At 61.1% G+C, this 25,464-nt stretch carries 25 protein-coding genes and 3 pseudogenes; 6 read left to right on the plus strand and 22 right to left on the minus strand.

Annotation, left to right across the window (positions count from 1 at the left end; translation table 11 throughout):
* Positions 1-125: 125 nt before the first annotated feature.
* Positions 126-1,964 (minus strand): annotated as a pseudogene (locus DRF71_RS22255) (strawberry notch-like NTP hydrolase domain-containing protein); the annotation flags it as partial.
* 176 nt (positions 1,965-2,140) lie between these two features.
* On the opposite strand from DRF71_RS22255, the gene DRF71_RS22260 reads away from it, so the two are divergent.
* From DRF71_RS22260 to DRF71_RS22270, 3 genes are all read left to right on the plus strand, one after another.
* A complete protein-coding gene (locus DRF71_RS22260) occupies positions 2,141-2,437 on the plus strand; it encodes a hypothetical protein (RefSeq protein WP_112312768.1) in 297 nt (98 codons plus the stop codon).
* Between the two features lie 84 nt (positions 2,438-2,521).
* Positions 2,522-2,785, plus strand: coding sequence for a hypothetical protein (locus DRF71_RS22265; protein ID WP_112312770.1), 264 nt, complete (start codon positions 2,522-2,524; stop codon positions 2,783-2,785).
* A 42-nt stretch (positions 2,786-2,827) separates the two neighbouring features.
* Positions 2,828-3,475 carry a nucleotidyl transferase AbiEii/AbiGii toxin family protein gene (locus tag DRF71_RS22270; protein ID WP_112312969.1) on the plus strand — a complete coding sequence of 216 codons (648 nt, stop codon included), beginning with the start codon at positions 2,828-2,830 and terminating at the stop codon, positions 3,473-3,475.
* On the opposite strand, the gene DRF71_RS22275 is transcribed toward DRF71_RS22270, so the two are convergent.
* From DRF71_RS22275 to DRF71_RS22315, 9 genes are all read right to left on the minus strand, one after another.
* Positions 3,447-4,091, minus strand: coding sequence for a hypothetical protein (locus tag DRF71_RS22275; protein ID WP_112312771.1), 645 nt, complete (start codon positions 4,089-4,091; stop codon positions 3,447-3,449). The two genes, DRF71_RS22270 and DRF71_RS22275, sit on opposite strands and share 29 nt — an antisense overlap.
* Positions 4,084-4,503 carry a hypothetical protein gene (locus DRF71_RS22280; RefSeq protein WP_112312772.1) on the minus strand — a complete coding sequence of 140 codons (420 nt, stop codon included), beginning with the start codon at positions 4,501-4,503 and terminating at the stop codon, positions 4,084-4,086. The genes DRF71_RS22275 and DRF71_RS22280 overlap by 8 nt, the downstream gene beginning before the upstream one ends.
* A 79-nt stretch (positions 4,504-4,582) precedes the next feature.
* Positions 4,583-4,777, minus strand: a complete 195-nt coding sequence (locus DRF71_RS22285) for a hypothetical protein (protein WP_112312774.1) — start codon at positions 4,775-4,777, stop codon at positions 4,583-4,585.
* A 1-nt stretch (position 4,778) separates the two neighbouring features.
* On the minus strand, positions 4,779-5,156 hold the full coding sequence (locus DRF71_RS22290; protein ID WP_010398685.1) for a DUF6915 family protein: 378 nt from the start codon (positions 5,154-5,156) through the stop codon (positions 4,779-4,781).
* A 10-nt stretch (positions 5,157-5,166) separates the two neighbouring features.
* Positions 5,167-5,658 carry a DUF6878 family protein gene (locus DRF71_RS22295; RefSeq protein ID WP_112312776.1) on the minus strand — a complete coding sequence of 164 codons (492 nt, stop codon included), beginning with the start codon at positions 5,656-5,658 and terminating at the stop codon, positions 5,167-5,169.
* A 103-nt stretch (positions 5,659-5,761) separates the two neighbouring features.
* Complete coding sequence (locus DRF71_RS22300) at positions 5,762-6,280, minus strand: DNA repair protein RadC (protein ID WP_112312970.1); 519 nt, start codon at positions 6,278-6,280, stop codon at positions 5,762-5,764.
* Positions 6,281-6,389: 109 nt separating this feature from the next.
* Positions 6,390-6,830 carry a JAB domain-containing protein gene (locus DRF71_RS22305; RefSeq protein ID WP_112312777.1) on the minus strand — a complete coding sequence of 147 codons (441 nt, stop codon included), beginning with the start codon at positions 6,828-6,830 and terminating at the stop codon, positions 6,390-6,392.
* 128 nt (positions 6,831-6,958) lie between these two features.
* Positions 6,959-8,158, minus strand: a complete 1,200-nt coding sequence (locus DRF71_RS22310) for a DUF932 domain-containing protein (RefSeq protein ID WP_112312779.1) — start codon at positions 8,156-8,158, stop codon at positions 6,959-6,961.
* 137 nt (positions 8,159-8,295) lie between these two features.
* A complete protein-coding gene (locus tag DRF71_RS22315; protein ID WP_112312781.1) occupies positions 8,296-9,201 on the minus strand; it encodes a hypothetical protein in 906 nt (301 codons plus the stop codon).
* Positions 9,202-9,240: 39 nt separating this feature from the next.
* Here DRF71_RS22315 and DRF71_RS22320 point away from each other — a divergent pair, with 39 nt between their 5' ends.
* Complete coding sequence (locus DRF71_RS22320) at positions 9,241-9,831, plus strand: hypothetical protein (protein WP_112312971.1); 591 nt, start codon at positions 9,241-9,243, stop codon at positions 9,829-9,831.
* Positions 9,832-9,894: 63 nt separating this feature from the next.
* Here the strand turns inward: DRF71_RS22320 and DRF71_RS22325 are convergent, their stop codons facing one another.
* On the minus strand, positions 9,895-10,299 hold the full coding sequence (locus tag DRF71_RS22325; RefSeq protein ID WP_112312972.1) for a single-stranded DNA-binding protein: 405 nt from the start codon (positions 10,297-10,299) through the stop codon (positions 9,895-9,897).
* Between the two features lie 443 nt (positions 10,300-10,742).
* On the opposite strand from DRF71_RS22325, the gene DRF71_RS22330 reads away from it, so the two are divergent.
* Positions 10,743-11,063 carry an H-NS histone family protein gene (locus DRF71_RS22330; RefSeq protein ID WP_112312973.1) on the plus strand — a complete coding sequence of 107 codons (321 nt, stop codon included), beginning with the start codon at positions 10,743-10,745 and terminating at the stop codon, positions 11,061-11,063.
* Between the two features lie 600 nt (positions 11,064-11,663).
* Here the strand turns inward: DRF71_RS22330 and DRF71_RS28205 are convergent.
* The 7 genes and pseudogenes from DRF71_RS28205 to DRF71_RS22365 all read right to left on the minus strand — a co-directional run bounded on the left by DRF71_RS28205 (position 11,664) and on the right by DRF71_RS22365 (position 20,026).
* The gene (locus DRF71_RS28205; protein WP_198672322.1) at positions 11,664-11,825 is read right to left on the minus strand and encodes a hypothetical protein; all 162 of its coding nucleotides are present in this window, start codon (positions 11,823-11,825) and stop codon (positions 11,664-11,666) included.
* 404 nt (positions 11,826-12,229) lie between these two features.
* On the minus strand, positions 12,230-12,700 hold the full coding sequence (locus tag DRF71_RS22340) for a hypothetical protein (protein WP_112312784.1): 471 nt from the start codon (positions 12,698-12,700) through the stop codon (positions 12,230-12,232).
* Between the two features lie 99 nt (positions 12,701-12,799).
* A pseudogene (locus tag DRF71_RS22345) lies at positions 12,800-14,992 on the minus strand (ParB/RepB/Spo0J family partition protein).
* A gap of 142 nt (positions 14,993-15,134) precedes the next feature.
* Positions 15,135-16,313 carry a helix-turn-helix domain-containing protein gene (locus DRF71_RS22350; RefSeq protein ID WP_232831645.1) on the minus strand — a complete coding sequence of 393 codons (1,179 nt, stop codon included), beginning with the start codon at positions 16,311-16,313 and terminating at the stop codon, positions 15,135-15,137.
* Between the two features lie 230 nt (positions 16,314-16,543).
* The gene (gene repB, locus DRF71_RS22355; protein ID WP_112312785.1) at positions 16,544-17,500 is read right to left on the minus strand and encodes a plasmid partitioning protein RepB; all 957 of its coding nucleotides are present in this window, start codon (positions 17,498-17,500) and stop codon (positions 16,544-16,546) included.
* Positions 17,490-18,698: a plasmid partitioning protein RepA gene (gene repA / locus DRF71_RS22360; protein ID WP_008030564.1), complete on the minus strand. Its 1,209-nt coding sequence runs from the start codon at positions 18,696-18,698 to the stop codon at positions 17,490-17,492. The genes repB and repA overlap by 11 nt, the downstream gene beginning before the upstream one ends.
* Before the next feature lie 443 nt (positions 18,699-19,141).
* On the minus strand, positions 19,142-20,026 hold the full coding sequence (locus DRF71_RS22365; protein WP_112312975.1) for a recombinase family protein: 885 nt from the start codon (positions 20,024-20,026) through the stop codon (positions 19,142-19,144).
* 231 nt (positions 20,027-20,257) lie between these two features.
* On the opposite strand from DRF71_RS22365, the gene DRF71_RS22370 reads away from it, so the two are divergent.
* Complete coding sequence (locus DRF71_RS22370) at positions 20,258-21,325, plus strand: hypothetical protein (protein ID WP_112312787.1); 1,068 nt, start codon at positions 20,258-20,260, stop codon at positions 21,323-21,325.
* A gap of 355 nt (positions 21,326-21,680) precedes the next feature.
* On the opposite strand, the gene DRF71_RS27700 is transcribed toward DRF71_RS22370, so the two are convergent.
* From DRF71_RS27700 to DRF71_RS28210, 4 genes and pseudogenes are all read right to left on the minus strand, one after another.
* Positions 21,681-21,833, minus strand: coding sequence for a hypothetical protein (locus DRF71_RS27700; protein WP_157835931.1), 153 nt, complete (start codon positions 21,831-21,833; stop codon positions 21,681-21,683).
* 13 nt (positions 21,834-21,846) lie between these two features.
* Positions 21,847-23,208 (minus strand): NADH-quinone oxidoreductase subunit N, encoded by a 1,362-nt coding sequence (locus DRF71_RS22375; protein WP_078523489.1) that lies wholly within the window; start codon positions 23,206-23,208, stop codon positions 21,847-21,849.
* A gap of 5 nt (positions 23,209-23,213) precedes the next feature.
* The gene (locus DRF71_RS22380) at positions 23,214-24,674 is read right to left on the minus strand and encodes a complex I subunit 4 family protein (RefSeq protein WP_112312789.1); all 1,461 of its coding nucleotides are present in this window, start codon (positions 24,672-24,674) and stop codon (positions 23,214-23,216) included.
* Between the two features lie 11 nt (positions 24,675-24,685).
* A pseudogene (locus DRF71_RS28210) lies at positions 24,686-25,464 on the minus strand (NADH-quinone oxidoreductase subunit L); the annotation flags it as partial.

Raw genomic sequence — 25,464 nt, forward strand, 5'->3', positions numbered from 1 at the left:
GGATAAACCGTTCAAAGAACGCCCACTCCTCGTCCGACATCAGGTCTCGTGCCAAGCTGGTCTCCATCGCAGATACCAGCTTGAATCACGCTCCAGGCTCGGTGTGAATCCCTTTTGTCAACATGACCTAGCCAGTCCGCGATCTGTTCGACGCGGGATTTCTTGGCGCCCCGTTCCTCGGAACGCAGCGTGGCATAGGTGGTGAATAGGATGCCCTCGGTCAGCGGGATGTCGCGGCCTTGCGCAAAGCGCGACAGCGGCGTCACCAGAAGACGCTCCTGACCGAGCGCCGACCAGTCGCGCTGCGCGTCTTCCAGCAGCTTGTCACTCTTCGAGATCCAGAGTGCCTTGCGCCGTCCTTGCGCCCAGTTGTCGAGCAGGATCCCGGCCGATTGGCGGCCCTTGCCTGCGCCCGTGCCATCGCCAAGGAAAAATCCTCGACGGAAGCGGACAGCGTCAGCGGCATTTTCCGGCGCGGCCGAGACCGTGTCGCCGGTTTCATCGACGGTCCAGGATCCCGCGAGATACGCGCCGTGGGCCTCGCCCGCGTAGATCACGGTCTCGAGCTGCGCGTCGGAGAGCAGGCCACAGCACAAGACGGCGGCCGGCAGTTTGGGGCGGTAGGATGGTTTCGGGGGCGCGACCGAGGCCATGGCTGCCGATTGCACGAGCTTGGTCGGGTGTGGGACCGCGCCGGGGATATCGATCGCCTGCAGGCGGAAGGTCTCGTAGATCGCATCCGAGAGGCGCGCGGTATCATCGTTGTCGCGCCCCTCGCGCAGGGCGTAGGTAAGATCTTCAGCCTCGATCAGCGCGATGGCTTGCGCGGGTTGGACGACAGGAGTCGCGCGAGATATGCCGATGGCCTTGCGCGTAGATGGGGCAGAGTTTCCCGCGAAGAGGGAAGAACGGCTCTGACTTGCCGTTGCGGCCTGATCCGACTCAAAGCGCGGCGGAACTTCGGCGGTGATCCGGGAGAGGAGATGCGCTACATCCGGAGACGTTGGCTGGCGCAGGTCAGCGGTGACGCCACCCATCTCGCCACCACGGCATTTGTCAAAGACCGAGATCCGGGTCTCGAAAGTGGTGCCATGCTTGGCGAAAGCCGCCCCCGACACAGCGCCGGTGAAAACCAGATGCGCGGACTCGGTTAGGCGGGCAAAGGTTTCCACCCAGGTGGGCGCATCGGGCGCGAAACCAGCCCCTGTGATGGCGACGAGCCGTCCGCCGGGGGCCAGACGCGCGAGGGCCGAGCGCAAATGTCGGGCCGTCGCCTCGGTGGTGCGGGTATCGACAAGGGCCACCGCCGAAAATGGCGGGTTCATCAGGATGACGCTCGGGCGCAGTCCTGCCTCGAGATGATCGTCGATCTGGGCGGCGTCGAAGGTGGTGACCGGACGGCCCGGGAACAGGCGGCGCAGAAGATCGGCACGCGTGTCAGCCAACTCGTTCAGCGTGAGGCTGCCACCCGCGATCTCGGCGAGGATCGCCAGAAGCCCGGTCCCGGCCGAAGGCTCAAGGACCAGATCGCGGGGCGTGATCTGTGCCGCAGCCAAGGCCGCCAGCCCCATGGGCAGGGGTGTGCTGAATTGCTGGAAGCGCTCCATTTCTTCCGAGCGACGGGTGTGCGTGGGCAAGAGGCCTGCCACCTTGGCGAGGGTGGGCAACAGTGCTGCAGGCGAGCCGGAACGGGCCAGCAGCGCGCGGCCAAACTTCCGCAGGAACAGGACCAGCGCCACCTCGCCAGCCTCATATGCGAGCTTCCAATCCCAGGCACCGTCGGAATCGGAGCCGCCAAAGGCGCGCTCCATCTCAACGCGCAGGCGCAAGGCGTCAATCTGAAAACCCTGCGCCAGATCCGGCTGCAGGGATTGCGCCACGATCACAATAGCGTCGGCGGTGTCGGGGCATTGCAGCGGGGCAACCAGCGGCAGCGCGGTTGCAACAGAAGTCTGAAACATCATCGGGGTTCTCCGGATTGGGACAAGGACAAACCGGCGGGGCACTCTCTCTGTCCCCCTTCGGCTTAGCCTTTTCCCGCTCCCCTCTGCCTTTCAAACCCCGGAACTACGGATGCGCGGCTTGATTTTGTTCCTGTAATGTTCTATATGCAAACTCAACGCCACAAGGGAGATATCCCATGCAAGCCACGACCTTTGCCCTGCCTGTGACGCCCAAGCAGATCGCCTATGCGCGGTCACTGGCGCTGCGCAACCAGACGTTGCTACCTTGGGAGGTGCAGCAGGATCGGCGAGCTTTGAGTTCCTGGATCGATGCGCAGGCCGGGCTGAAACCGGTCTCCGCGCTCGACCAGCTGCCGTCATCCAAGCAGGTCGCCTTTGCTGAGCGTCTCGCTCGCATCAAGCGCCGCGCTGTCCCGGATGAATGCTTCCGCGACAAGGGCCTGATGTCGAAGTGGATCGACGGGAACAGGTGAAAACCAGCGCAGGTGGGGCTTTATTGCTTTGTTGAGGGACATCGACTACATTGATGGAATAGAAATCTGCACAGAGTTGATGCCATGGCCTCGGTTGCCGCAAAGGTGATGTCGACAGTCAGCGCGCCTTACGGCGTGCTGGTGACGGCTGCGCAGCTTGCTGAAAAGATCGCCGATATCAAGAGTGCCGATTCCTACGATTGCAGCGTCTTCGCTTTCCTGTCCGAAGTGTCGCCCAAACTGCAGCAATCGTTCATCGACGAGATGGGTGTGAGCAAGGACGCGGTCACCCAAGTTGCCAAGAAATTCTCTGTCCTCGCCGGTTTTCAGCTGCCGCTCGCGGTCTGAATGAATACGCCTCTGCCGAGCCGCTGGCCTGAGCTATTCGACATGGCAATGGCAATCATTGATCAGGCTAACGCCAAGGGCATCGGGATGAACGGCTGGAGCTTTGGCGGCGGCACTGCTCTTATGCTTCAAATCAAACATCGCGAAAGCCACGACATCGATCTCTTCATCGACGATGCCCAGTATCTCCCCTACCTGAACCCTGAGACGCAAGACTACGATCTGGCGCTTGCGCCGAGCGATTACGAAACCGATGGTACCCGCGCTTTGAAGATCGTGTTCGACGGTATCGGTGAGATCGATTTCATCTGCTGCGACCCGGTCACCGAGGGCCCGTTTGTTGTTTCCGAAATTCGCGGACGAAACGTCAGACTCGAGACGCCCGCTGAAATCCTCGCGAAGAAAGTGGTGTTCCGCGGATCGCACCTGCAGCCGCGGGATATGTTCGACATTGCAGCAGTAGCCCAGGCTATGGGTACCAACTATGTCGTTGAGGCATGCTCGAGGTTTCCGGATGCCTGTCTGGAGGCGCTTCGGGTCACCGAAAGCATGAGCCCGAAGCTTGTTGACGCGGTAACCGAGAAATTGCTGGTGTCTGAGGGATTTCTTGGCCTTCAAGGCCGCGCTCAGATGATGGCGAAAGAAATCTTGGCCACCGCGATCACCCGAAGCGCCGCCCTCCCTCGGTGAAGGTGTATTCATTGATAACAATCCCCTCCTCGACGGCCTCGTCCGAGGTCAGATGGTCATATTCGGCATCAAGCTGCCGATAGAGCCAACGGGCGAGATCGCGCAGCGCCTCCACAACGGTCTCTTCACTGCCCGCGGTAGGTGGCTGACCCGTCGGGCTGTCGCGCGAGACGTCGATGCTCATGCAATACTCGTGGTAGTACCGCCCGCGGTGGGTCACATCGGCACTGAGCTGATAGAAGTTCTGCCGCTGAGCGGCCTGCAGGCGGTCGGCAATGCCGTGCAGGATCTGATCTTGCGGGGCGTAGGCGCGGATTTCGCGCGCGGAGCCCTTGGCGTGTCCAACCGTCGCCTCGAAGGAAGCACCGTCCCCTTGTGACGAAAACCCCGAAAACCAGATGCAGGGCTTCTGCCGGGTGCCGCCCCCCATCAGCCGAACAGAACGGCGCTTCAGGCTGACCCCGAGGATGTCGCAGATGCGCTCGAAGTCATCATAGACCACATCCCACCAATCGTCGTGGAACGCAGCCTCGCGATACCATCTGCGGGCTTTCTCCTTGGCCGCATCGGACAGTTCCGGGAACTGGTAGACGGTGGTGCAGATGATGTCAGGCATCGAGTTCCTCCCCGTTCAACACTTCGGCCAGCCATGTCTGGGTATTCACCCAGCCGATGACCTTTCGCGCTCCGAGGTCGATCAGATGTGCGTCACCGCCAAAGGCGTCCAGGCGCGGACGAGAACATGTGTTGGAATGCTCGAAGCCCCAGAGGCCAGACAGATCGAGCTCTTCCGCCAAGCGCAGGATGAACGCGGTCACGGCCTCGACGTCGCCGCTTTCGTCGTCGTGGATCCATAAAACGCCGCTCTTCGGGCCGGCCTGAAGCGACAAGTCAAAGCCGTGGAACTGCGGTTCCTCCGACTTATCATCGTCGTCGCGAAGGGCGGCGAAAAAGTCGATCGCGCGCGCGGCCCTTTCGGGCGTGCCGACGTCGAGCAGACAGGAGAAGTGGGTAAAATAATCGGCCATTGGGCCCTCCAGATGCGAGGACGCCCGGCCTCCGTGGCCGAGCGAGATGGAAATTTCGAATTGGTAGTTGAAGCGGGCGTCAGTCCGGCTGCACGCTCGGCTGGTCCTGAGCCGCCTGATGGGCGGTGAGGAGATCGCGGTAATATCGCTTGCGCGCCGCGCGCCAGCTGCGGACGGCGAGCGTGTCGGGGTGCAGGCGCCGGATCGCCACGCGCAGAACCATCAGGTTCGTCGCCTCCGGCGGCACGCACAGGTCTTGATAGGCCCGGCACATTTCAGCGGACCTCCACGACAGGCGGAGCCAGATGCGGATCGACGAGGGTTTCGATCCTCTCGGCGCGGCCCATCCACGGTTCAGGCCGAATAGGTTTCAACCAGTCCGTGAAACTAGGGATGAACCCGAGGTCCTCCCGCACATGCTGCTCTCCGACCCAACGGGTCGGAATGATCCGGCCGGTGGAGAGCGTGATCGTCGGGCCAAAGATTGCCTCCGAGAGCCAGATCCCAGCCGAATGATGAAACATCGCGCGGTGACGAAAGTCTGCACAGTGGGCTTTTGAGCTATCAAACCAAGCGTGGATGGCCTGGTAATCATCAACGGTACCGCCCCATTTCTTCACCGAAGACAGGGCGTGGTGATATGGATGTGCCATTGCTGCCCCCTCAAAATTCATGGGTGAAGAGTTCAGACGACGTGAACCGTTCGTTGAACTCGAGGTGGATGCTGCGCGCGGAAGCGTCGAAGCAGAATTCGCCATAGGCGCCGTCGTTGTTTTCCCAACCGCCGTGGGCATCGGCGAGAAAGTCATAGGCCAGCTGCTCGACAACATCCTCGAGCGACAGCTGGCGCATCTCGACCTCAGGATTGTCCCAGGTCAGCGCGGCGTAGGGGATTTCCACAGCGGGAAAGTCAACAGCCTTGTCGCCCGCCCATGCGCCAATGCTTTCAATCTGGCCGCTGTCCCCTTCGCCGTCGAAGGTCACGGTGACATGGGTGATCCCGGCGGCGCTCAAGCCGTCGAACAATCGGTCCCGGTTGGCGGGGCGCAGCTCATCGATGCGTGCACTGCGTTCGGCCTGTTCGGCAAAGACCTGCGCGAAGTCGATGCTTGACGGCGGCATCGGGGCCGCAAGGGTGGGTTCAACGTGCGTCATGGATATCTCCGGAAATGGGGGAAAGGGGCAAAGCCAGCGGGCGCGATTTCTCTCGCCCCGCACAGCTCGTAAGACCCCCCTTCCCTCCTCTCGCTCTGCGGCGTCATGCGGCGACCTGCAGCGCGCGGGCGGCAAAGGCGCGCCAAAGCGGATCAACCAGCCGCGCCTCTAGAAGGTCGGCACGCTGCCGCAGCCTTTGCGAAAGACCATGCTCATTCCAGTCGGCGGCGCGGCTTGCCTGCGCCCGCAACTGGCTGGCTTCAGTCACCACAGCCCGGGCCTCCGCGGCGCTGATCACCGGATGGCACCACGCCACAGCGCCGTCGGTTGCGGCGCCGGCCAAAACCAGACGGTCATCACGATCAAGGATGGCCAGCATTGGCGGCCGCGCATCGAAGGCAAACTGATCGGCAAAGACGATAGCACCTCGCATGGCCTCGGCGAGTGACGCGAAGCGGTCGAGCACCAGAGGTCGCGCGGTGCCAGACATCGCAGCCACCAGGCTGTGGTCGGGCGTGGTCAGGGCAAAGGCCAAGCTGGTATCTGCGGCGGCGTTGACAAACATTGGCGGCAGCTGGTTCGGGAGTGCTGCCGTCGGTGCCGGAAACGAATGGTCAAACATGTCGGGATCTCCGACGGCGCGGGAAGCCATTCTCCCCACCTCAAACCGTCAAAGCCCAAACCGCCGCCCTCTTCCTCGAAGGGGCGGCAGGATTTGGTCATAGCAAGCGTCAGATCTTGCCCAAGGCCCGCAGGCTCACCTCGGACCCTGCCCCCACGATGATGTGGTCGTGCAGCGTCAGCCCGAGATACTTGCACCCCTTCTGGATCTCCTTGGTCATGCCGAGATCGGCCTCCGAGGGCGCCGGATCACCTGATGGGTGGTTGTGGATCAGGATCAGGGCGCTGGCGTTCAGCATCAGCGCCCGCTTGATCACCTCGCGCGGATAGACCGGGACATGGTCAACCGTGCCGGTCGAGAGAAGCTCATCGGCGATGATGCGGTTTTTGCGATCGAGATAGAGGACGTGGAAGCGCTCTATCGGACCGCGGACGGTCAGGGCGCAATAGTCCATCAGCGCCTGCCAACTGCCGATGACTGGGTTTTGACTCAGGTAGCGGCCGAGGATGTCCCGGGCTTCGAGAATGACGGTTTCTTCCTGGGGGGTCATGGGGGTCTCGCTGAATTGCGCACGCTGAAAGCACCTGCCCCTTCAGGGGCAAGGCCAGGGGCGAGCGAATAGAAGGGAAGGAAGACCGCCCGCCACGCGTGCGGGTGGTCGCTAGGTTGGGGTCCCCGTCAGCCGACCCGATCGAGAAGCTTCTTGGCCCGCCCTTCCATGTCGAGGCGGGCATCCTGCTGGGTTTTGTCCCGCGCCAAGCGCGTGATCCCCTGCACGAAGTCAAAGATGCTCTCAGGCGGCCGGCCCTCCTCCATCAGCACCTTTTCAATGATCTTGCCGGATTCAGCCTTGGAGAAGCCGCGCTTCCGCAGAAAGTCATCCCGATCCTCATCTGTGCGCGCGACGATCTGCTGCCGCGCCGCCTTGATGCCATTCACAAACCCCTGCGGCGAGGAATTGGCAAACCGTGTCAGCGCCGGGGCGGCCTCATGTGCGAAGCGCGAGGCTGCATATTTCGAGTGGCGGATGGTGATCTCCTGGAAATCCTCGACGCCCCAGAGGTTGCGGTTCTGGCACACCGCCCGCAGGTAGAAGCTTGCCATGCCGAGGGTCTTGGCCCCCACCTCGGAGTTCCAGGAGTAGAAGCCCCGGAAATAGAGATCGGGGGAGCCGTCGGGCAGCCGGCCCGCCTCGATCGGGTTGTGATCGTCAACCAGGAACAGAAAGACGTCGCGGTCCGAGGCATAGAGCGTGGTCGTGTCGCGGCTGATCTCGACATCCGGGTTGTAGACCCCGGTCGACCAGTCGAGCACGCCCGGCACCTTCCAGCGCGTGTCGCCCGTGCCATTGCCCGCAATCCGTTGCACCGCCTCGACCAGCTCATGGTCATGGATGCGGCCATAGTCCGGGCCAGTCACCGCGCGCAGTTCGGTGCGGCCACTCTCGGTCTCGAAGGTCTTCACCTGCTCGGCCCGGTGGTTGGTCAGACCGTATTGCAGGTTGATCCCCGCCAACGGCGCGGGCAGTTGCCGCAGGTAGGAGGCCGGGGCGCCGACGATGCTGGCAAGCTGCCCGAACGCCCAATGCGTGGGCGCAACCGGATCCTGCGCTTTCGGCAGGACCAGGTGCAACCGCTCGGGGTTGTCACGCGCGGCTTCGACCCTGATATCCGCCGTCTGCACCACACGGTTGCGGCTGCGTTCCGACCGACCCTTCACATTGGCCCAGAGATCATCGAGCGACAGATACCGCTCGTCATCGGGCCGGTTGAACCATTCGGACGACACCCGCCCATTCCGCTCACCCCGGCTCACATCCACTTTCCAGCCACCAGTCCGCGTCGGTGCGACCGAATCCAGAACTTCCACAACACCCATCGGCTATCTCCCGTGACAGTCGCCGGGAGCCACTCTCCCAGCCCTCAACCCGTCACCGGAAAACCGGCACTCCTCTAACTCTTGGGTTCACAATGGCGAATTAGAGCAAAACGGCAGTGTCCGAGGCCTGCGGGGGGTCATCGGTTTTGGCTGTACTGGACGTCGCCCAAGACACGTACGACGAGCACGCTGGCCTTGTGCGCGGCGTAGGCCTGCTGGCGCGTGGATGGCGTCTTCGGGTCGTTATAGCGGACACCAGCGCCGCATTGAATGTCCGCAAGGAGGTGCTTGAGGTTCATGCCGGGGGCAGAGAAGGCAAGTGCGTCGTGCAACTCCATCAGGTCGTGAACCCGTTTGACCGGGACGTCCCCGACCAGCGTGATCAGGCCCTTCATGAACTTCTCGGTCATCTGAAGAGATGCCCATCTCGCGTGTCCCCAGTTCGGTGACTGACTGGTCATGTTCGCAACGGCGGCAGCCCAGTCATCCTCGGCGGCAGCGAACATAGGGTCAGCCTTGCGGAAACGGTCGAATGCCTTGCGAACGTCGAGGCCCACCACGAAAAGCCCATAGACCTCGTTCAGGTCATCATCCGAGAAATGCTGAAGGCGGGCCTCCGTGATGCCGGTAAGGGAGGCGCAAGCGTTGATGTCCAGAACCTTCGTCCCGATCCTGTTGCCAGTCTCCTTCGGCAACTCGCGCTTCACCCCAATAACCGCCATCCCGTAGATCAACGGAATTCTCATCTCCCAGATGTCCCCATCCGCGAGGACCGCGACCTTGGCCTTCTCAGAGAAATCGGTCTTGATCAGGTCGCCGTAGACCTCTTCGTACCAGCGGTGGATGCGGTCGGTGTATACGCTGGTGGCGACCAGTTCTTCAGGTGCACCGGGAGGGAGCTTCGCAATCGGAAGACTGATGCGGAACCTATTTCCGAACTCGATCACCGCCATGATGGGGCGCGAGTGTGGCGGTATTGCCTTCTCCTTGAGCGACTGGTCGATCTCGCGCAGGATGGGTGTGATGTCGTCAGGTATTTGCATGATGCGATGCTACCCACGGTGGTGGGAAAGGGAAACAGGATGCTGCCATCTTTCCGTCGAAAAGCCGAACCGAACCCGGGCGGTGACTGGTGGACTGACGCTTTCACGCAGGAGGAACGCGCGACCATCGAAGGGGTCTTCGCGCCATTCGGCGGAGGCACGGCGGAAAGCCTTGCGCGGTCGACCAACCCCAACAGCCTCGGCACGCTGGCGGAATACCTGAAGAAGGAGCACCTGCGCCATCTGGGGTACAAGCTGCTAGATCGGGCGGACACGCTGGTGAACGAGAACGTCCCGGTTCTTGACCTGCACTTCTACTTTGCGGTCAGGGGTGGGTTCTATTACCGGTGGCGGGATCACGATCCATTCGGCTTGGACGAGGCAGTGACGAGTTTCCAGCGCCAGATCGGCCTCGGGGCTAATGTCGCCCGGTTCTTCCGCGAGGACAAGAACTGGGGCTTCATCCCTGCCCACGCGGGCTACCGGCAGCTTCGCATCATCGAAGAGAAGCGCGGCAACTGGACCTTGGCGAGGGCGCTCTGCAAGCAAGCGAAAGCCGAGGGCTGGGCAGATGACTGGGACCACCACATCGGTAGGATCGACAAGAAGCTGGCGGCGATGAAGACGTAAGGCCGAAGTTTAACAGACCCAGCGGGTTTCCCCGCCGGGCCCGAGGGGGAGACCCCGTTCTTTTCAGAACGGGATCTCATCGTCGCGGTCGACCAATTCGGGGTTTTCGTTCTCGGCCGACTTCGGGCGGCTCAGGAAGTCGACCTTCTCGGCGATGATCTCGCAGCCGTAGCGATCGGTGCCGGTTGCGTCGGTCCACTTCGTGTAGTGGATGCGACCGTGGACGAGGACCTTCATGCCTTTTTCGCAGTGCTCGGCGACCGTCTTGCCGAGACCATTGAAGCAGGTGATGCGGTGCCATTCGGTGTCCACGACCCGGTAGCCGTTCTCGTCACGCAGCACTCGGCCTTCGGACAAGCGGGGGCGCGAGGTGGCCAGGGTGAAGTTGGTAATCTTGGTGCCGCTCTGAGTGGCGCGCACTTCGGGCTTCTGACCGATGTTGCCGGCGAGGATGACGATGTTCTGCATGTTGAGCTCCTGTGTTTCCTGTCCCTGGGACCGTCCCTTCGACAAGACCCGAAAGAAGCCTGTCGGGTGAGGCGTGCACGGCTGGGCCATCAGACCAGACGGAAACCCCCAGAGGTCCGGGGTGGAGCGGGCAGGTGCAGCGTTTCCAGAGAAACGCTAGCCAACACGGCCCGGACTGACGCGGGGTTGCGCGCAAGAGGCCGAACAGGCTTAGGGGATTGTCAGTCGAAGGGATGGCGCCGGGGATGGGAGCGACCTGGGCCCCTTGCAGAACGAAGACCTTCCTTGCCATTGCAACAGGACTGAAGCCTTCGAACCGCACTGCAGCCCTGCGGTAGATCACCCAACCCCCCTGCCCTTCCACGCAGCCTTTGCCCGAAGGCAGTTGCGATGCGATGACTTGGCGGCTATCCGGGATGGATCATTCCGGATACGACGCAAGCATCGCTGATTTTAATCTCGAGGCACTGTCGCTGAAAGAACTGCGTCAATTGCACAAGGACCTCGCCAAGGCGATTTCCACTTATGAGGACCGCCACAAAGCCGAAGCCCGCGCAAAGCTGGACGCGATCGCCAAAGAGATGGGCTATTCCCTGGCCGACCTGATCGGCACCGAGGTGAAACCCACCCGTGCGCCCGTCATCGCGAAATACCGCCATCCAGAAAACCCGAGCCTCACCTGGTCTGGTCGTGGGCGTAAACCGCTTTGGTTTGTGGCAGCCCTGGATGCAGGCAAAACGCCTGAGGATTTGGCAATCGGCTAAACCTGACCTGGGTTTCAGGGGCAGACGTCCGGATCATGCGTCTGGCCGGACAGCACGTACAAAATGCGTCGGAATACCCTGCCAATCGCAAATCTGCCGGGCGGCCTGTTCTGCTGTGCTTGCCCAGGTGCGGACTGTCCAATCTGAACCAGCATCGCCAGGAAGAGTCACTACGAAGGCGCGCACAGCAGTTGCCTCGGCGGCGCAATCCTCCTGAGCCATCGTCGGCAATGCCTGCCAATCGGAATACCGCCGCGCCTCAGACCCTTGCGCCTTGCAGGCGGAACAGAAACAAGACTGGCCCCCATCCGCCCTTGAACCGATAAAGCCCGCCTGTTCACCACATTCATGGCCGTAGCTGCCGGGCTCAGCATTGGTGCAACGCGGCCATATCCGCGAGCTGCCCCTCGGTGAGGGGGCATAGCCCGTGGGGAAGCCGTAGGGGAAACAGGTCATGGACATGCCTAAACTCCTTTTTGTTTTTATGCAGGGGTGCTGACCATCGTCCGCGCGTTTTGCCGTGCGGCCGGAATGGCAGACAGGCGAAAGGCCCGGAGGCGCGTTCGCGCCGTGCCCGGGCCTTCTTAACGACCGTGGGCATTACGCCCACGGGTCGATCTCAACAAGCACCTGAACCTCGTCACCGTCGATTTCATCGGCGGGGACGGCACCATAGGTTCCATCCCCAGCCTGAAAGACGACGATCGAAACCATGAGCGTGGCGGCGAGAGAGGCGGCGAAGGCGTGAGCATTGTTGAGCATCTTTGCGGGACATCTGTTTTGGCTCCTGCTGGGAGGCGAGGGACCATCCCCCGCGCTGACAGGAACCCGCAGGACCAAAGACGGGCTGACATCACCGGGTGCGTTCGGGCTTGCCCCGAATCCGGCCGGCGGCACGGGCTCGCCCCGTAGTCCGAGCCCTTGTGGCTTGATCTCGAAGACTGGATTTGGGCCAAGGAAGGGACTGGCAAGCGGGGGATGGTAGTTTGACACAAGGAGCCGAATTGTCCCGCTGATGCTCACCCCGCCAGCCTTGCAGACATGCTTTTGGTTGGCCGAGGCATTACTGGGGATGGAGCCTTTGGTGCCCCGCGCAGATGCGCGGGACAAGTTGGTGCTGGATGAGAGGCCCGCGTGCGGCGGGCCCCCTTGGTCTATGAGAAGGCTCAGGCGGCAATATCCGCCTCCCCTGCCCTATCGAGCTCATTGCCGACGATCTCGAGCCTCGCGTTGCGATAACCCTCCTTGGCAATCCAAAGCTCCGCCGCCGTGACGGACGTCGCCAGATGCAACAACTCGGTGCTGCCCCCGAAATCCAAGAGCACGCGGACCTGCCCCACCTTTGGCTCTTCAATGACTTCGAAGACAAGCTGGCTATCCGCCGAATGGCTGCGCATGATGGTGACGAGGATCAGTCCCTCTGAGGAGAAGTTCCCCTCATGCAGCGTAAAGGACGCTGGAGCCGTCCATGTCGGAAAGGGTCGCGGCGGCTCTTTCTTCACCAGACGGCCAACACCGTTGGACCTTTCCCAGGCTGCCAACTTTTTGGTGAAGCGTGCAGGCGGCTTTGGACTGCCGTCGGTATAACGAATGAGCGCGCCCAAGGGCGCTGTGTCGATTATTGTGTTTGCAGACATGATTCCTCATCCTGAATGCGAGGATTCGCACTCATCATGTTGATATTGTTGCGTTTTGTAGTGAATAAGGGCGGGTTTCCCCGCCCTCGGGGGCTCAAATCATTCCGCAGCCATCATCGCGGTGCTTTCCACGGGCAAATCGGCCATCAGGAAGGCGGGCAAGTCGATTTCCTCGACGTTGTTCTGATCGCTCAAGACTTCTTCGCTCAAAGCCCCCTGCCCTTCTGCGAGCCCCTCACCGTCCAGAGCGACAAGATCACTGCGCCGCAGAACCTCGGGCAACCAACCGCTGCCCTTGAGCAAGCGCTCGGCTTCCGTCGCCATCTCGCCCTTCTTCAGATGGTCGAGCAGCTGCGCAGTGCCCTCCCCCTTCGCCTCACGCACGGCTTCAAGGATACGCGCCTTGGGAACCCGGTTCAGGTAGGTGTCCGCCGTCGGCTCCCAGCCAGCCGCGACCATGTCGAGATCGACGGCTTGGGCCGCGATCTCCGACTGCGCCATGCGGCGGGTCAACCCGCTGGCCGAGATGCCCGCGCCGTAAGGGTTCACCTTCTCATGCAGCGCGTTGATCCCGAAGCTCAGGCAATGCGCCAGCAGAGCCAGACGGCTGGCCTGATCGAGGGCCGAAAGATAATCCCAGAGCACAGCATCGTCGCCAAGCGGCAGATCGGCCTCCCAGGCAGAATGGCTATCGTCCACGGCCTTGGCCACCGGACTGTCCTTCAGATCAGGCGCCTGAGCCGACATGTAGACGGGGCGCACGGAAGCTTCCAAGCAACCGCCCGACTCGCCCGAGCTGCGGAAGGCATCATTGACCAGCTTCATCAGCAGCAGCGTCAGGGCAACGTCGGGCGAACGCCCAATCGCCTCCCGCAACGCGAGGGTGCGATGCGCGGTGAGCTCCATGACCAGGCGCTCAGGCAACGGCTTCAGCACACCATCATCCTCATCGTCCACGAGGCCCGAACTGACCGGCTGGCCCCCGGAAGTGATGATAGTGGCCGCAGACGTGCTAGCGGCAAGCTGATAGGCGGAAACACTGCCATTAGCTCCCTGCCCTTCCGTGCCCAGATCATCGCCGAAGTTTGCCACGGTCTCTTCGCGAGGCTCATCCTCCGGCCGGACGTAGCCGCGATAGACAGCCAGGCCACCATCCCGATCCAGCGTCACGAAGACGCCAGCGCGACCAACCTCGGCCGCATCAAAGATCAGCGGACGCTGCTCAAAGGCTTCCATGGCAGCTTCCAACTCGCCAAGCCGGGTGTCGATCTCCTCGGGCTATTCGTCTTGGCCAGAGTATTCCTCTTCAAGTGCGCGATACTCCGCGAGCAGCTTGGCCTGCTCTGCAGCTTCATCCACGCTGAGCGGTGAGGGATCGCCAACAAGACGCCGTAGACCGTGGCTGTAGCCGTAGGGCAGGTCGGTTGACACCTCGATCCATTTCCAACCCTCAGCAGCAATTGCCTGCGCCTCGACTTGCAGCTTGTCCGCGACCAAACGGTCGAGCAGGGCAGGGTCCTCCAACCAGCCACCATCATCGCCTTGGAAGAGATCGCGCAGAACAATCCCACCCGCTGCCTCATAGGCATCAACACCGACAAACACCGCGCGCCGATCTGAGGCCCGCACAGACGTCTCGGTCAACATGCGCCGGATTGAGTAAGGCTCTTTGTTCCAAGAGGTCTTCACAGCGTCCCAGACCTGCACCTGACGCACGTGATCGGGGTTCACGGTGAAGGCCATCAGCTGTTCCAGCGTCATGCCATCCTCGGCATAGACGTCCAGTAGGGCAGGGGCCACGGAGGCAAGCTTCAACCGCTGCTTCACGATCTGCGGGGTGACAAAGAAGGCCGCCGCGATCGCCTCCTCGCCCTGACCCTTGTCGCGCAAAGCAACAAAGGCGCGGAACTGATCGAGGGGGTGCAAGGCAACGCGCTGCATGTTCTCAGCCAGGGAGTCGTCCTCGGCCAGAATATCTGATGTCACATCACGCAACACACAAGGCACAGGCGCGGTCTTTGCGAGCCGCTTCTGCTTCACCAGCAGCGACAGCGCCTGAAAGCGTCGACCGCCAGCCGGGATCTCGAACTTGCCGGTCTCGACGCCATCGGCATCCAGCACTGGCCGTACGCTCAGGCCTTGCAACAACCCACGGCGAGCGATGTCCTCGGCCAACTCTTCAACCGACACGCCAGCCTTGATGCGCCGGACGTTGGACTGGCTCAGCACCAGCTTGTCAAAGGGGATGTCCCGTGAGGACGACAGGGTGATCTTCTGGGCAGCTTGGGCCATCAGGTCTTCTCCACGACGGGCGCCGGGAGCCACTCTCCCGATCTCACTTCCCGCCACCCTCAAACCAACCATTCTCTCACTTTCGTACTGGACATAGGTGCCAACGACAGCCTGCCAGTCCGGCGCGTTTCAGTTGGATAATCTACGTACCAACGCAAAGTTGGCCATGGCCAACTCTTGTCATGGCGCAACCGGCTATGATCCTCGATAGGTAGTTGTCAGGGCTTTTGACCTGGTCGATCCTGCAGGCCATTTGATCTGCCACCTGAATCGCTTCTGCTAGGCCAAGCACAGACACCGCCCTACCCAACAGAGCGCTGTCTATTCTCAGCATCTTACCAAACTCAAAGAGCAGCTGTAGGAGCCCGTGTTCTGTGGTGGGGTAGTCTGGATAAAAGGCGGGAATTTCGGTCAAGCAAGCCCACAGCTCTGTCATCGTGCGTGGGAAGGTTTTTTTTGTATATGATTTTTGAGTCTCTTTGTGCCGGACATTTTGTCCGTCTGAGGCGGTCGGTTTGTTCGAGTTAGAAGCCGGTGCTTGTTCTTGGCGTTGTTTGTGTTCTGGATTGTTGGCTGCGGCCAACTCTTCGAGATGCGGTACGCTTGGAGTGACGTCCTTACTTTGCAGGATGCATTTAAGTCTGCTGATGACGCTGCTTGCCTGAAGTACAGTTACTCCGGTTCGACGCATAAAGTTGCGGGCGGCTTCGACGAACTCAAGGGCCTCGCCTTGCAGGCAGAGGGAGAGGCATTCACCGCGCAGTTTTTGGATGTAGGCTTTCATACCTCGAAGTTCGTCGGCTTCCTGACGATGTTGCTGAGACAGTGCAAGGATTTCGCCAGACCGTACGAGCAGGGGCGACAGGTCGATGCCAAACGCGCCGATGACTTTACCGTTGCGCATAATTGGGAATCGTTTGCCGTTGGAGCTGTCACGCCGTTGGATCAGATTCGCAGCTTCAAGTTTCTCAAGGTGCCGCCGAAGTTGCCTGTCCGTTATGCCTTTCGCACGAAAACATAAAGTGTCGTTGCAAGCGAACACGGTCAGCAGGGTGAGTGGCGTGATTGGGCTGTCATTCCCGGTTTTCGGATCGTTGCAGGGAAGGCAGCTCAAGAGTGCGTCAAGCACAACGACTGAAGACGGTCGCAGGCCGAGTGCGCGACTTGTGGTGTTGACGGCCGCCATGAGTGCGCGCCGCGTTACAGGTGCGAAGTTTGGCTGCTGTTCGATCGTGCCAATACCGGCGAAAGAATCGAAGATTGAAGGCGCACAACTCAACTGTGCCTCGACCTCGATGGTCGTGACTGCTTCTTGTTCCATCTGTTTTCAGACAGCAAAAGGATACCGGTCACCGAAATCGGTGTTGCAGTGATTCGATTTTTTGGGTACCAATAGATTGCGAGTAAATCGGGACCCTCTGGAGTGCTTCACCGCCTTCGGGGGGTTTCTTTTTGCGCTACGTCTGCCTCCTTTTTGATTGTTTCTTGCCTGTTTGATCAGGGTTGACCATGGCCAACCCTATAAAGATCAATCACCTAACCGTTTCGGCGTCATGATTTTTCTTTCCACTCCTTGTAGAGGCGCTCAAGCTGCGTCTCCACGAAGTTGATGAACCCGCGCTCCTTTTTGTCGGAAACCTCGATCAAAAGACGCTGGCCTTTGGACCTGAACGCCACCGAAGTTGCGGGCATATTGTTGAGCGGGGCAGGGGAGGGGCCCTTGGCGGCAGTATCCGATGCGTTCTGCTGTGCATCCGCAACCTTCTGCAGCGCATCGATGACAGCGCTGAGCTTCTCGGCCGCAGTGCCTTCTTCAGGAACAAGCAGGAGGACAGAACTGTCTGAAGGGGCGTTTTCCGTTTTGACCAGACGACGCAGTTCCAACCATGGGCGACGGCCTGCTTCATGCGCGGCGCCAATTTTGTAGATCACTGCGTCGGGCACGTCTCGGGCAACGCCTATCAGCTTGCTTAGCGTTCCCTTGTCGACAGCTAGCACATCGCCGATCTCGGCCCGGGTGAAGCCCTGGTCCTCCAGCTTGGTGGCGAAAATGGCTTGTTCGATGAAGCTGCGCTCTAGGCGCGCAGAGTTTTCCAGGGCCTGCGAGACAAGCGCCTCGCGGTGGTCCATTTCCTTGACATAAGCCTTGACCTTGATCCCAAGCACTCGGCACGCGGCAATTCTGCGGCGTCCGTAAACCACCTCATAGCGAGGGCCAGGGCCGCGGCGATAGCGGAGCAGGGCAGGGAGCTGTTGTCCTGATGTCCTGATGGACTCGATCAGATCATCGAGCCCTTCTGATACGTCAAAACGATCCGCGATTTCAGAATCGCCGATCTCATTGACATCCACGTCCTGAGCCGCCTGTGCCGAGACCTGAGAAAGGACGTCTGACATGCTCTTCAGGGAACGAGGCGAACTTTCGTCCACCTTCGGCCCGGCGTCGGCAGCAATCAAAGGCTTTGAGCCCATTTGTGCTAGGCTCTTGGCAAGAAGATCACGCTTCATTTGTGCCCCCTCGACCCCATGCTGACTGGATCATCTTTTCAATGTCATTTGAAAAGCTCATCACCGACTCTAGGGCTCGCTCATAAGTCTTTCGGTTCTTGGTCGTAGCGAGGTCCACTTCGAAGATTGTCTTCTGCGAAAGGCCGGCCTCGCTAACCGCCGAAGACTTCACGAAGGGCGTCTTGATCACACTGTCGCCTAGCAATTGCCTGAGCCATTCAGACAAGTCCTGCTGCGTGCTGATAGCGGTGTCGAAGCGCGTCAGGAGGTAGGCAAAATTGTCATACGCGCCGATGCCACCGTTCGAGTACAGGACTTCCAACACGCCCGACGCCATCGTCAGGAACTGGCTGGCCGAGGCCAGGTCGACACGCTCAGGGATGATGGTCATGAGAAGCGACGTCGATGCACAGACCGCTGCCATCGTCAGATAGCCAAGCTGAGGCGGGCAGTCGATTAAAACGATGTCATAATCGTCTTCAACCTGTCGTAGCGAGTCGCGGATCCGATTGAAGAAGACGGGTTGTTCGCCACGGCTCAGCGCGGTTGGAGTTTCGGTTTCGAATTCCGAGAGCATGATCCCGCCGGGCACTAGATCCAGGTTCGGGAAGTAGGTCTTGCGCAAAACGTCCACGATAGGCACCCGGGACGTTTCGCCATCGTTGTAGCGAATTGCATCATACAGCGTGCCGCCGTGGCGGAAGTCGATCTCTGGCTGGTATCCAAAGAAGGTCGTCAGTGAGGCCTGAGGGTCTGCATCGACCAAACACACACGGTAACCACGCAGGGCGAGCCGCATCCCGAGAGTCACGGTGGTCGTAGTTTTGCTGGATCCGCCCTTGAAGTTGACCGTTGACCAGATCTGAAGCTTATCACCTTGTCGCCGACCGGGAAGGAACTGAAACGGATCCTTTGCATTCTGAGCCAGAATGTTGCGGATCTGGAGGATGTTCTCGGCGGAATAAAGGCGCTTGTTACCCGGTCCCTGTTCGACTTCTGGAATTCTGCCGTCGAAATGCGCCTTGCGCAGATAGCCGTCGCTCACCCGCAACAACTCTCCGACCTCTGCGCTTGTGAAGGCGCGGAGTGTCTTCTCTTCCTTCGGTGCCAGAAAAAGTTTCGACATATGTTCAAGGGCTTCAGAAAGCCGCTCTGCGTCTGCCTTGAGCTTGTCATGCAACACTTGGTGCATCATCATTCGCCTGTCTCGAGACATCTCTTAAGCGTTACCCGTGATCTGCAGTCGATCGGTGCCAGCAGGAACGCAGTGGACGTCGTTTTCTTAGTTTTCGCGTTACAGATATGACGCCCGTTGGGAAGAAACTCAAGGCAAATCTTGTGCAGCTATCTTGTACTTTCTGCCGACCATGGCACCATATGATGCGAAAAGGCTAAAGTGACCTGTTAAAGGTTGGGTGTAGGATATTGTAAAGATTACACAAAATGTCGCGAGACTTATCCACAGGACCCGACGCCCTTGAACCCACGCGTGATGCTTGGAAAATCTCTGACCAGGCTCAGTAACGCTGTAGCAGACCTGACCACGGCAATCGTGTTCGCGTGAGCATCGCAAGCGATTCTTCGTCTGAGCCCGTCGGTAGAATGCCTTTTGGCCTCATGGGCACTGAAAAGCGTTACCTACTACAACAGTCCCAACTTCTTCGCCCGCTCCAAGATCATCTTGACCGATGACGGCTCCCACTTGCTGCGGCCCCTAGGCGTCCGTTCGCGCATGGTCTCCAGCCGGTCGCCGATAGCTTGAAGAGTCATCTTGGGATCTGCGCCTTTGATGCCCGCGACGATGGCGGGCAGGCGGTCATCCTTGTCGGATGCGGTTGTACGGGAAAGGATAGTGTCTGGCAGCAGGCCTTCGCGGACGAAGGTTTTGGCTGCACGGATCAGGCGGGGCAGGGACCAAGGCTCCGCCTCGCTCGGCAGACCTGAATTGACGATGCGCAGCACGTCTTCCCACGGCAGGCCCGGCCTCAGACGGCGCACCTCCGGCACCCATTGGTCGGCATTGGCGTTCAGTTTATGGAAATGGCTTTCCACTCGCGCGGCCCTTGCCTTGCGGATTGCCACGGGGTCGCCCGCCTTTAGGCCTGGGTTGCCACCAACCCGCCCTGCCGCCTTCGCAGATCGCAGCCCGGCCTTGGTGCGCTCGCGTATCAGTGCCCGTTCAAACTCGGCGGCTGCGCCCAGGACCTGCAGGGTAAACTTGCCCTGAGGCGACGCAGTGTCGATTGGATCTTGCAGCGACCGGAAATGCGCCCCTTTGGCCTCAAGCCTTTCAATGATTTCCAAGAGGTGCCAAAGTGAGCGGGCAAGGCGGTCGATGCGAACCACGACGAGTGTATCGCCAACGCGCAGCTGATCCAGCACACGCGCCAGAACAGGCCGGGTGCGACTGCCGCCCGAAGCTTGCTCTTCGACAATTTCCACGCAGCCTGCGGAGCGCAACTCCTGAACTTGGGGCAGGGCGGTTTGATCTTCAGTGGAAATACGCGCGTATCCGATGAGTGGCACGGGGCAGGGGGCCATTTTTTGCAATTGCGTATGTCAGGAGTAAACGACCGTTTGTAAACGAATGCAAGTAGGTGCTTTCTCGTCGTGCTTGTCTACAAGCCCTTGGTTTCCTTGCGCTGAGCGCGATCAGAGAGGATTCACCGGCAGTCGCGCGCGCATACTATATAAAAAACGTCGGCTACCGCCACAAAGTCACTTGGGTAATATGCAAAAGAATTGTATTTTGCACATATGAAGACCCAAGCAACTGCTTTAACATATGATTTCAATGATCCCCTCATCACCATCGAGGAGGATGAAGAAGCTCACGAAGAGGATCTCTGGTTTCTGCCGGGACCACTCGATGAAGAACCAAATGATTTGCCTCCCGGGCCACGGGCAGAACCGCCCGACACTGCTGTCATCGAAGACTGGGCAAAGGCAGAAAGCGTTCAAGCTGCTCGACTGGCACGGGTCGCTGGGCGTCTGGGTGCTCTGGATGACCGACTGCTGCGCGGCCCGGAAGGCTGGCGGCATCGCCTCGCTTTGATAGAGGCAGCGAACCTCAGCTGGTTCGCGGGGGACCGGGTGAGTTCTGATCGTCTGGCGCTCTGGATATCGATGCGGCTTTCGGGCGCACAGGATGACCCTAATGCCCTTGCAAGAGTTGGATGGGCTGTTCGGCGCCTGACAGGCGGTCCCGGACCGGTGGCCGACCTGGCCGCCTTCCTGGATCGCCGCGATCCCGAGAGCATTGAAGACAGCGCTGAGCGTTTCGAAGGTCGCGCGGGCGGATGGCTGGATGTAATGACAGCCGCAGCCGAGCTCCACCCAATCACCAGGGCTTGCATGGGCTTTCATCTCTGGAGTCTGGCGGGCCTCGGACAGCACGGCGACCAGATCGAAGCCGCCGTCACCGCGTCCAGGATCGCGGCCTGCGACGAAGGCGGCGCCGTCTTCGCACCGCTGGCTATGGGCGGGGCAAGGGGGCTGCGCTTCTCGGGTTTGCCAACCGAACGCTTGGCACGCTGGTTGGATGGGATGAACAGCGCAATTCTGACGGCGATGCGAACACTTGACGATATTGAAGCGTGGACGGGTCGGGCAGAAAACGTCATGGCGCAATTGTCTGGCCGCACGCCGCTTGCCTTGCGAAGAACTTTCTCTCAGTGGCCCTTGGTCTCCGCCCCAATGGCTGAGGCGACGACTGGAGCCAGTCGCGCCGCCGTTCAGCGCAATCTGGCGTGGATGGAGGCAAGCGGTTTGATCCGTGAAGTGACCGGGCAGGGGCGCTTTAGGATGTGGAAAGCGACAGGCTGACAGATCGTCCAGTGATGGATGGTAGCATTTTATAAGTGAATACAGTTGCTTGCGGCATCCCCTGTGCAATCTGTGTTCAGGGGGCGATCGTGCGTTGTCGCGCTCTAGCGGGTCTGGCGTTCCGTCTGGCGCCATACGTGCCGCATCCGGACAATCTGGATTGGGTCGAGATTATCGTTAATCAGGAAAGCCTCGACTATGAAGGCACGATGATCCTAGATTACCTGATGCCGCGATGGATGATCTAGGTGATCTATCTGTCCCCGATCATTCCGCCTCCAGCGGTTTCAACCTGTTTGCACATGCGATGATGCGCGTTGACGATTGCGGCAGTGGTCGATACCCTGTTCGTGCTTTATGCGTAGATTTTTTTTGCCTGCTTGCCGGTCTCGGGACCCAGCACCTCATCTACATCATCGCGCGCAAAAGGTGCGCGCGCGAATGTCCGATGCTCTTCGCTTGAACGCGTCTCAAACCGGCGGGCTGGCCCGGTCACCTTCAAATCCATGCCGATGTCTGGTCTACGGCCCGGGCAGGATTCCGGCCGCGAGCCCGATGAGCAGCGTGGCAAGCACGGTGACCACGACTGTTCCTTGGGTCAGAACTGCGCCCACCTCTGACGGGTGCTCTGTCGAAGAAGTTCGATACATCGGCACCATCAACCGCAGGTAAACTCCAAGTGCCAGCACCGAGTTCAGGACGCCGATGATCGCAAGCCACAGATACCCGGCCTCGACCGCTGCCGAGAGCAGGTAAAATTTGCCCACGAAGCCGAAGAGCGGCGGGATGCCGGTCAGTGACAGCAGGAACACCACCATCGCCGCGCCGAGCCACGGACGGGTGCGCCCGAAGCCTTCGAGATCGCCCAGATCGCGCCCGGCCAGCAGGACAACCGCAAAGGCACCGAGGTTCATCGCCACGTAAGCGGCGGCAAAGACCAGAATGCCCGGAACGGCAAAGCCGCTGGCCCCGAGGGCCACGACGCCCATCAGGAAATATCCCGACTGTGCCACCGAGGAATAGGCGATCAGGCGCACAAGGTTGGTCTGCACCAGTGCGGCGAGGTAGCCATAGGTCATTGTCGCCGCCGCGATCACGGCCAGCGCCAGAGGCCAGCCACCGTCACGGGGCAGGTCGCGCAGGACCTGCGCGAACGCGAAAAAGGCGGCCGCCTTGGTGATGACGGACAGGTAGGCCGCGATCGACACGGGCGCCCCCTGATAAGCGTCCGGTGCCCAGAAATGAAACGGCACCAGCGATCCCTTGTAGCCCAGACCGACGATGATGGCGATCAACCCGGCGATGGTCACAAGTGTCTGGCCCTGCAACTGGCCCAGCTCCGAGAACAGGGTCGAGCCGGTGCCGCCGAACCAGAAGGTCAGCCCGTAGATCATCACCGATCCGGTGACCGCGCCGAAGACGAGGTATTTCATCGCTGCCTCGGTGGCCGCATCGTCGCGCGGCCAGGCCACAAGCGCGAAAGAGCCCAGTCCGGTCAGCACAACACCGATCACCACCACCATCATGTCGCCAGCCCCCGACAGCATCAGCGCGCCAAGGGTCACGAGCACGACGAGGGATTGAACGCTGCCTTCGCGCGGGCGACCGGTGATTTCGGCCCGGACGAGCAGCAGGGACAGAGCGGTGCCGGGCAGCAGGATCAGCTTGGCCCAGCCCGAAATCAGGTCTATCCGGTAAGTGCCGCCGAAGACGGTGGCGTCAACGCTCAGCATCGGCAGTGTCAGCAGGGTGGCCGCCGCAAGCCCGGCCAGACCGATGGCCAGCACCAGCCGCGCCGCGCGGAACATCTCGGCGACGATCATCAGCATCGCCGCGGCGGCAAGCGTAAGCTCCGGCGCCAGAAGGGCAAGATCGCGGCCCATCTCCATCAGTTGCCGAGGCCCGTCATGGTGGTGTGGATCATGTCAATCAGCCAGCCGGGTGCGACACCGATCAGAACGGTCAGGACGAGAAGCGGCAGGACCACCAGCTTTTCGCGCCGGTCCAGATCGGGCATGTCGGCCCATTTGTCGTTCATCTCGCCCAGAAACACGCCCGCGATGGCCCGCAGATACAGCGCCGCCGTGACAACGATGGCGAGGATCGCGATCAACCCCCAGGGCATGCCGTTCAGCGTGGCAAGGAAAATCTGGAACTCGGCCGGGAAGTGCGCCAGGCCCGGCAATCCGAGAGAGGCGAAAGCCGACAGGATGCAGGCCCAGCCAAGCCACGGCACACGGCCCAGCAGCCCGCCGAAATCGCCGATTCCGCGGGTATGGGCCCGGTCCTGCAACATGCCCACAAGGAAGAAGAGGGCGCCCGTGACCAGCCCGTGGCTGACCATCTGGAGGGTCGCGCCATCCAAAGCTATGGTCCGGATGCGCGGCTCTGTCGCCAGTGCAGCAATGGCGACGCCCATCACCACGTACCCCATGTGGTTAACGGACGTGTAGGCGATCATCTTCTTTAGGTCGCTCTGCGCCAGTGCCGCGAAGGCCCCGTAAAGCGCGCTGACCACCCCGAAGGCGAGGATCACCTGTCCGGCCTGCGCGAAGGCCTCGGGCGTCATCTGGTAGGCAAAGCGCACCAGCCCGTATGTGCCGAATTTCAGCATCACGCCGGCGAGGATCACGCTGCCCGCCGTGGGCGCCTGCACATGCGCCGCCGGAAGCCAGGTGTGGACCGGGAAGGCCGGGATCTTGACCGCGAAGGTCACGAGCATTGCAATCAGCGCCAGCATGGCGGGAAGCCCGCCCAGTGTGGTACCTTCGACCCAGACACGCATGTCGAAGGTACCTGAGCCGAGGTAAAGCCCGATGATCGCCAGCAGGAGGGGCAACGAGCCCACAAGCGTATAGAGGAAGAACATGAGCGCAGCCCGTTGCCGCTCTTCATAGCCCCAGCCTGCGATCATGAAATACATGCCCACCAGTGAGACCTCGAAGAAGACATAGAAGAGCAGGCCGTCAAGCGCCATGAAGGTGCCGAGCGACGCGGTTTCCAGCATCAGCATCAGCACCACATAGGAGGCCGCCCGCTCCCCGATCCGCGCCGAATACAACGCCGACAGAAGAAACAGAAGCGAGGTCAGCAGCACAAGCGGCAGGCTCAACCCGTCCACGCCCAGTCGGTAGGCTGCGCCAATGGCCGGGATCCAGGCGATTTCCTCGACCTGGGCAAAATCTCCGGCCACGATGCCCCGCGCCCAGATCCCCAGCGTGATGAGGAAGACGGCCCCCGTCGCGGCGATGGACACCGTGTGTGCCTTTTTCGTGGAGCGGTCGGGCAGCGCCATAAGCGCGAGACCGGCAAGGATGGGCAGGAAGGTGGCAATGGTCAGAAGCGGCATGAGCGCGATCCTCAGAAGAAAAGCGGGGCGGCGAGGAGTACGCCGGTGACAAGGGCGATTCCGGCGACGGTCATCGCCATTTCGCGGTGGATAAGGCCGCTTTGCAGGCGGCGGGCGCGGGTGCCGAGGGCGACTGTGCGATCGACAAGGCCAAAGATTGCGCGGTCGATGGTGTCACGGTCGGTGCGCAGGCTGATCTGTCCGAGAGACAGGTTCAGCCTGCCAACCGCGTTGACCAGCGCCAGAAGCCAGTATTCGGCGCGCTCGATCCGGTGTGACAGCGCTTGTGCGCCTGTGACGATGCCGCCCAGCACGACACGGCGGATGATCCAGCTATCCAGACGGTCGCACAGCCGCGCCAGGGCCAGCGCCGGGCGGACCACGAGGGCGTCCAAACCCCCTGCAATTGGAAACCCATCCCGCGCAGGTGCAAGCAGCGGACCCAGAAGGCGGGCGGGGGCCAGCAGCCAGCCAAGCGCCAGCCCGGCCAGACCCACCGCCAGCCCCATGGCCGGGACGATCCAGCCGGGCTCGGCCAGATGCGCGCCCAGCATCGCCTCCAGCGGTTTGAAAACAAGGCCGAGCGTGGCGGCGAGTGCCACGAGAACGCCCATGCCGACGGCCATAAGCGGCACTGGATCGTGGGGCTTCTCCGGCGTGCCGGACCACAGCACCTTCAATGCCCGGCCCATATAAGCCCCGGTCAGCACCGACCCGGCAAGGGCCAGCGGCAGCAACCACGCGGCAGAGGGGCTATCGAGAGCCGCGGCGAGTATTGCGTCCTTGGAAT

The organism is Pseudogemmobacter bohemicus (genome assembly GCF_003290025.1).
GTDB classification, from domain to species: Bacteria; Pseudomonadota; Alphaproteobacteria; order Rhodobacterales; family Rhodobacteraceae; genus Pseudogemmobacter; species Pseudogemmobacter bohemicus.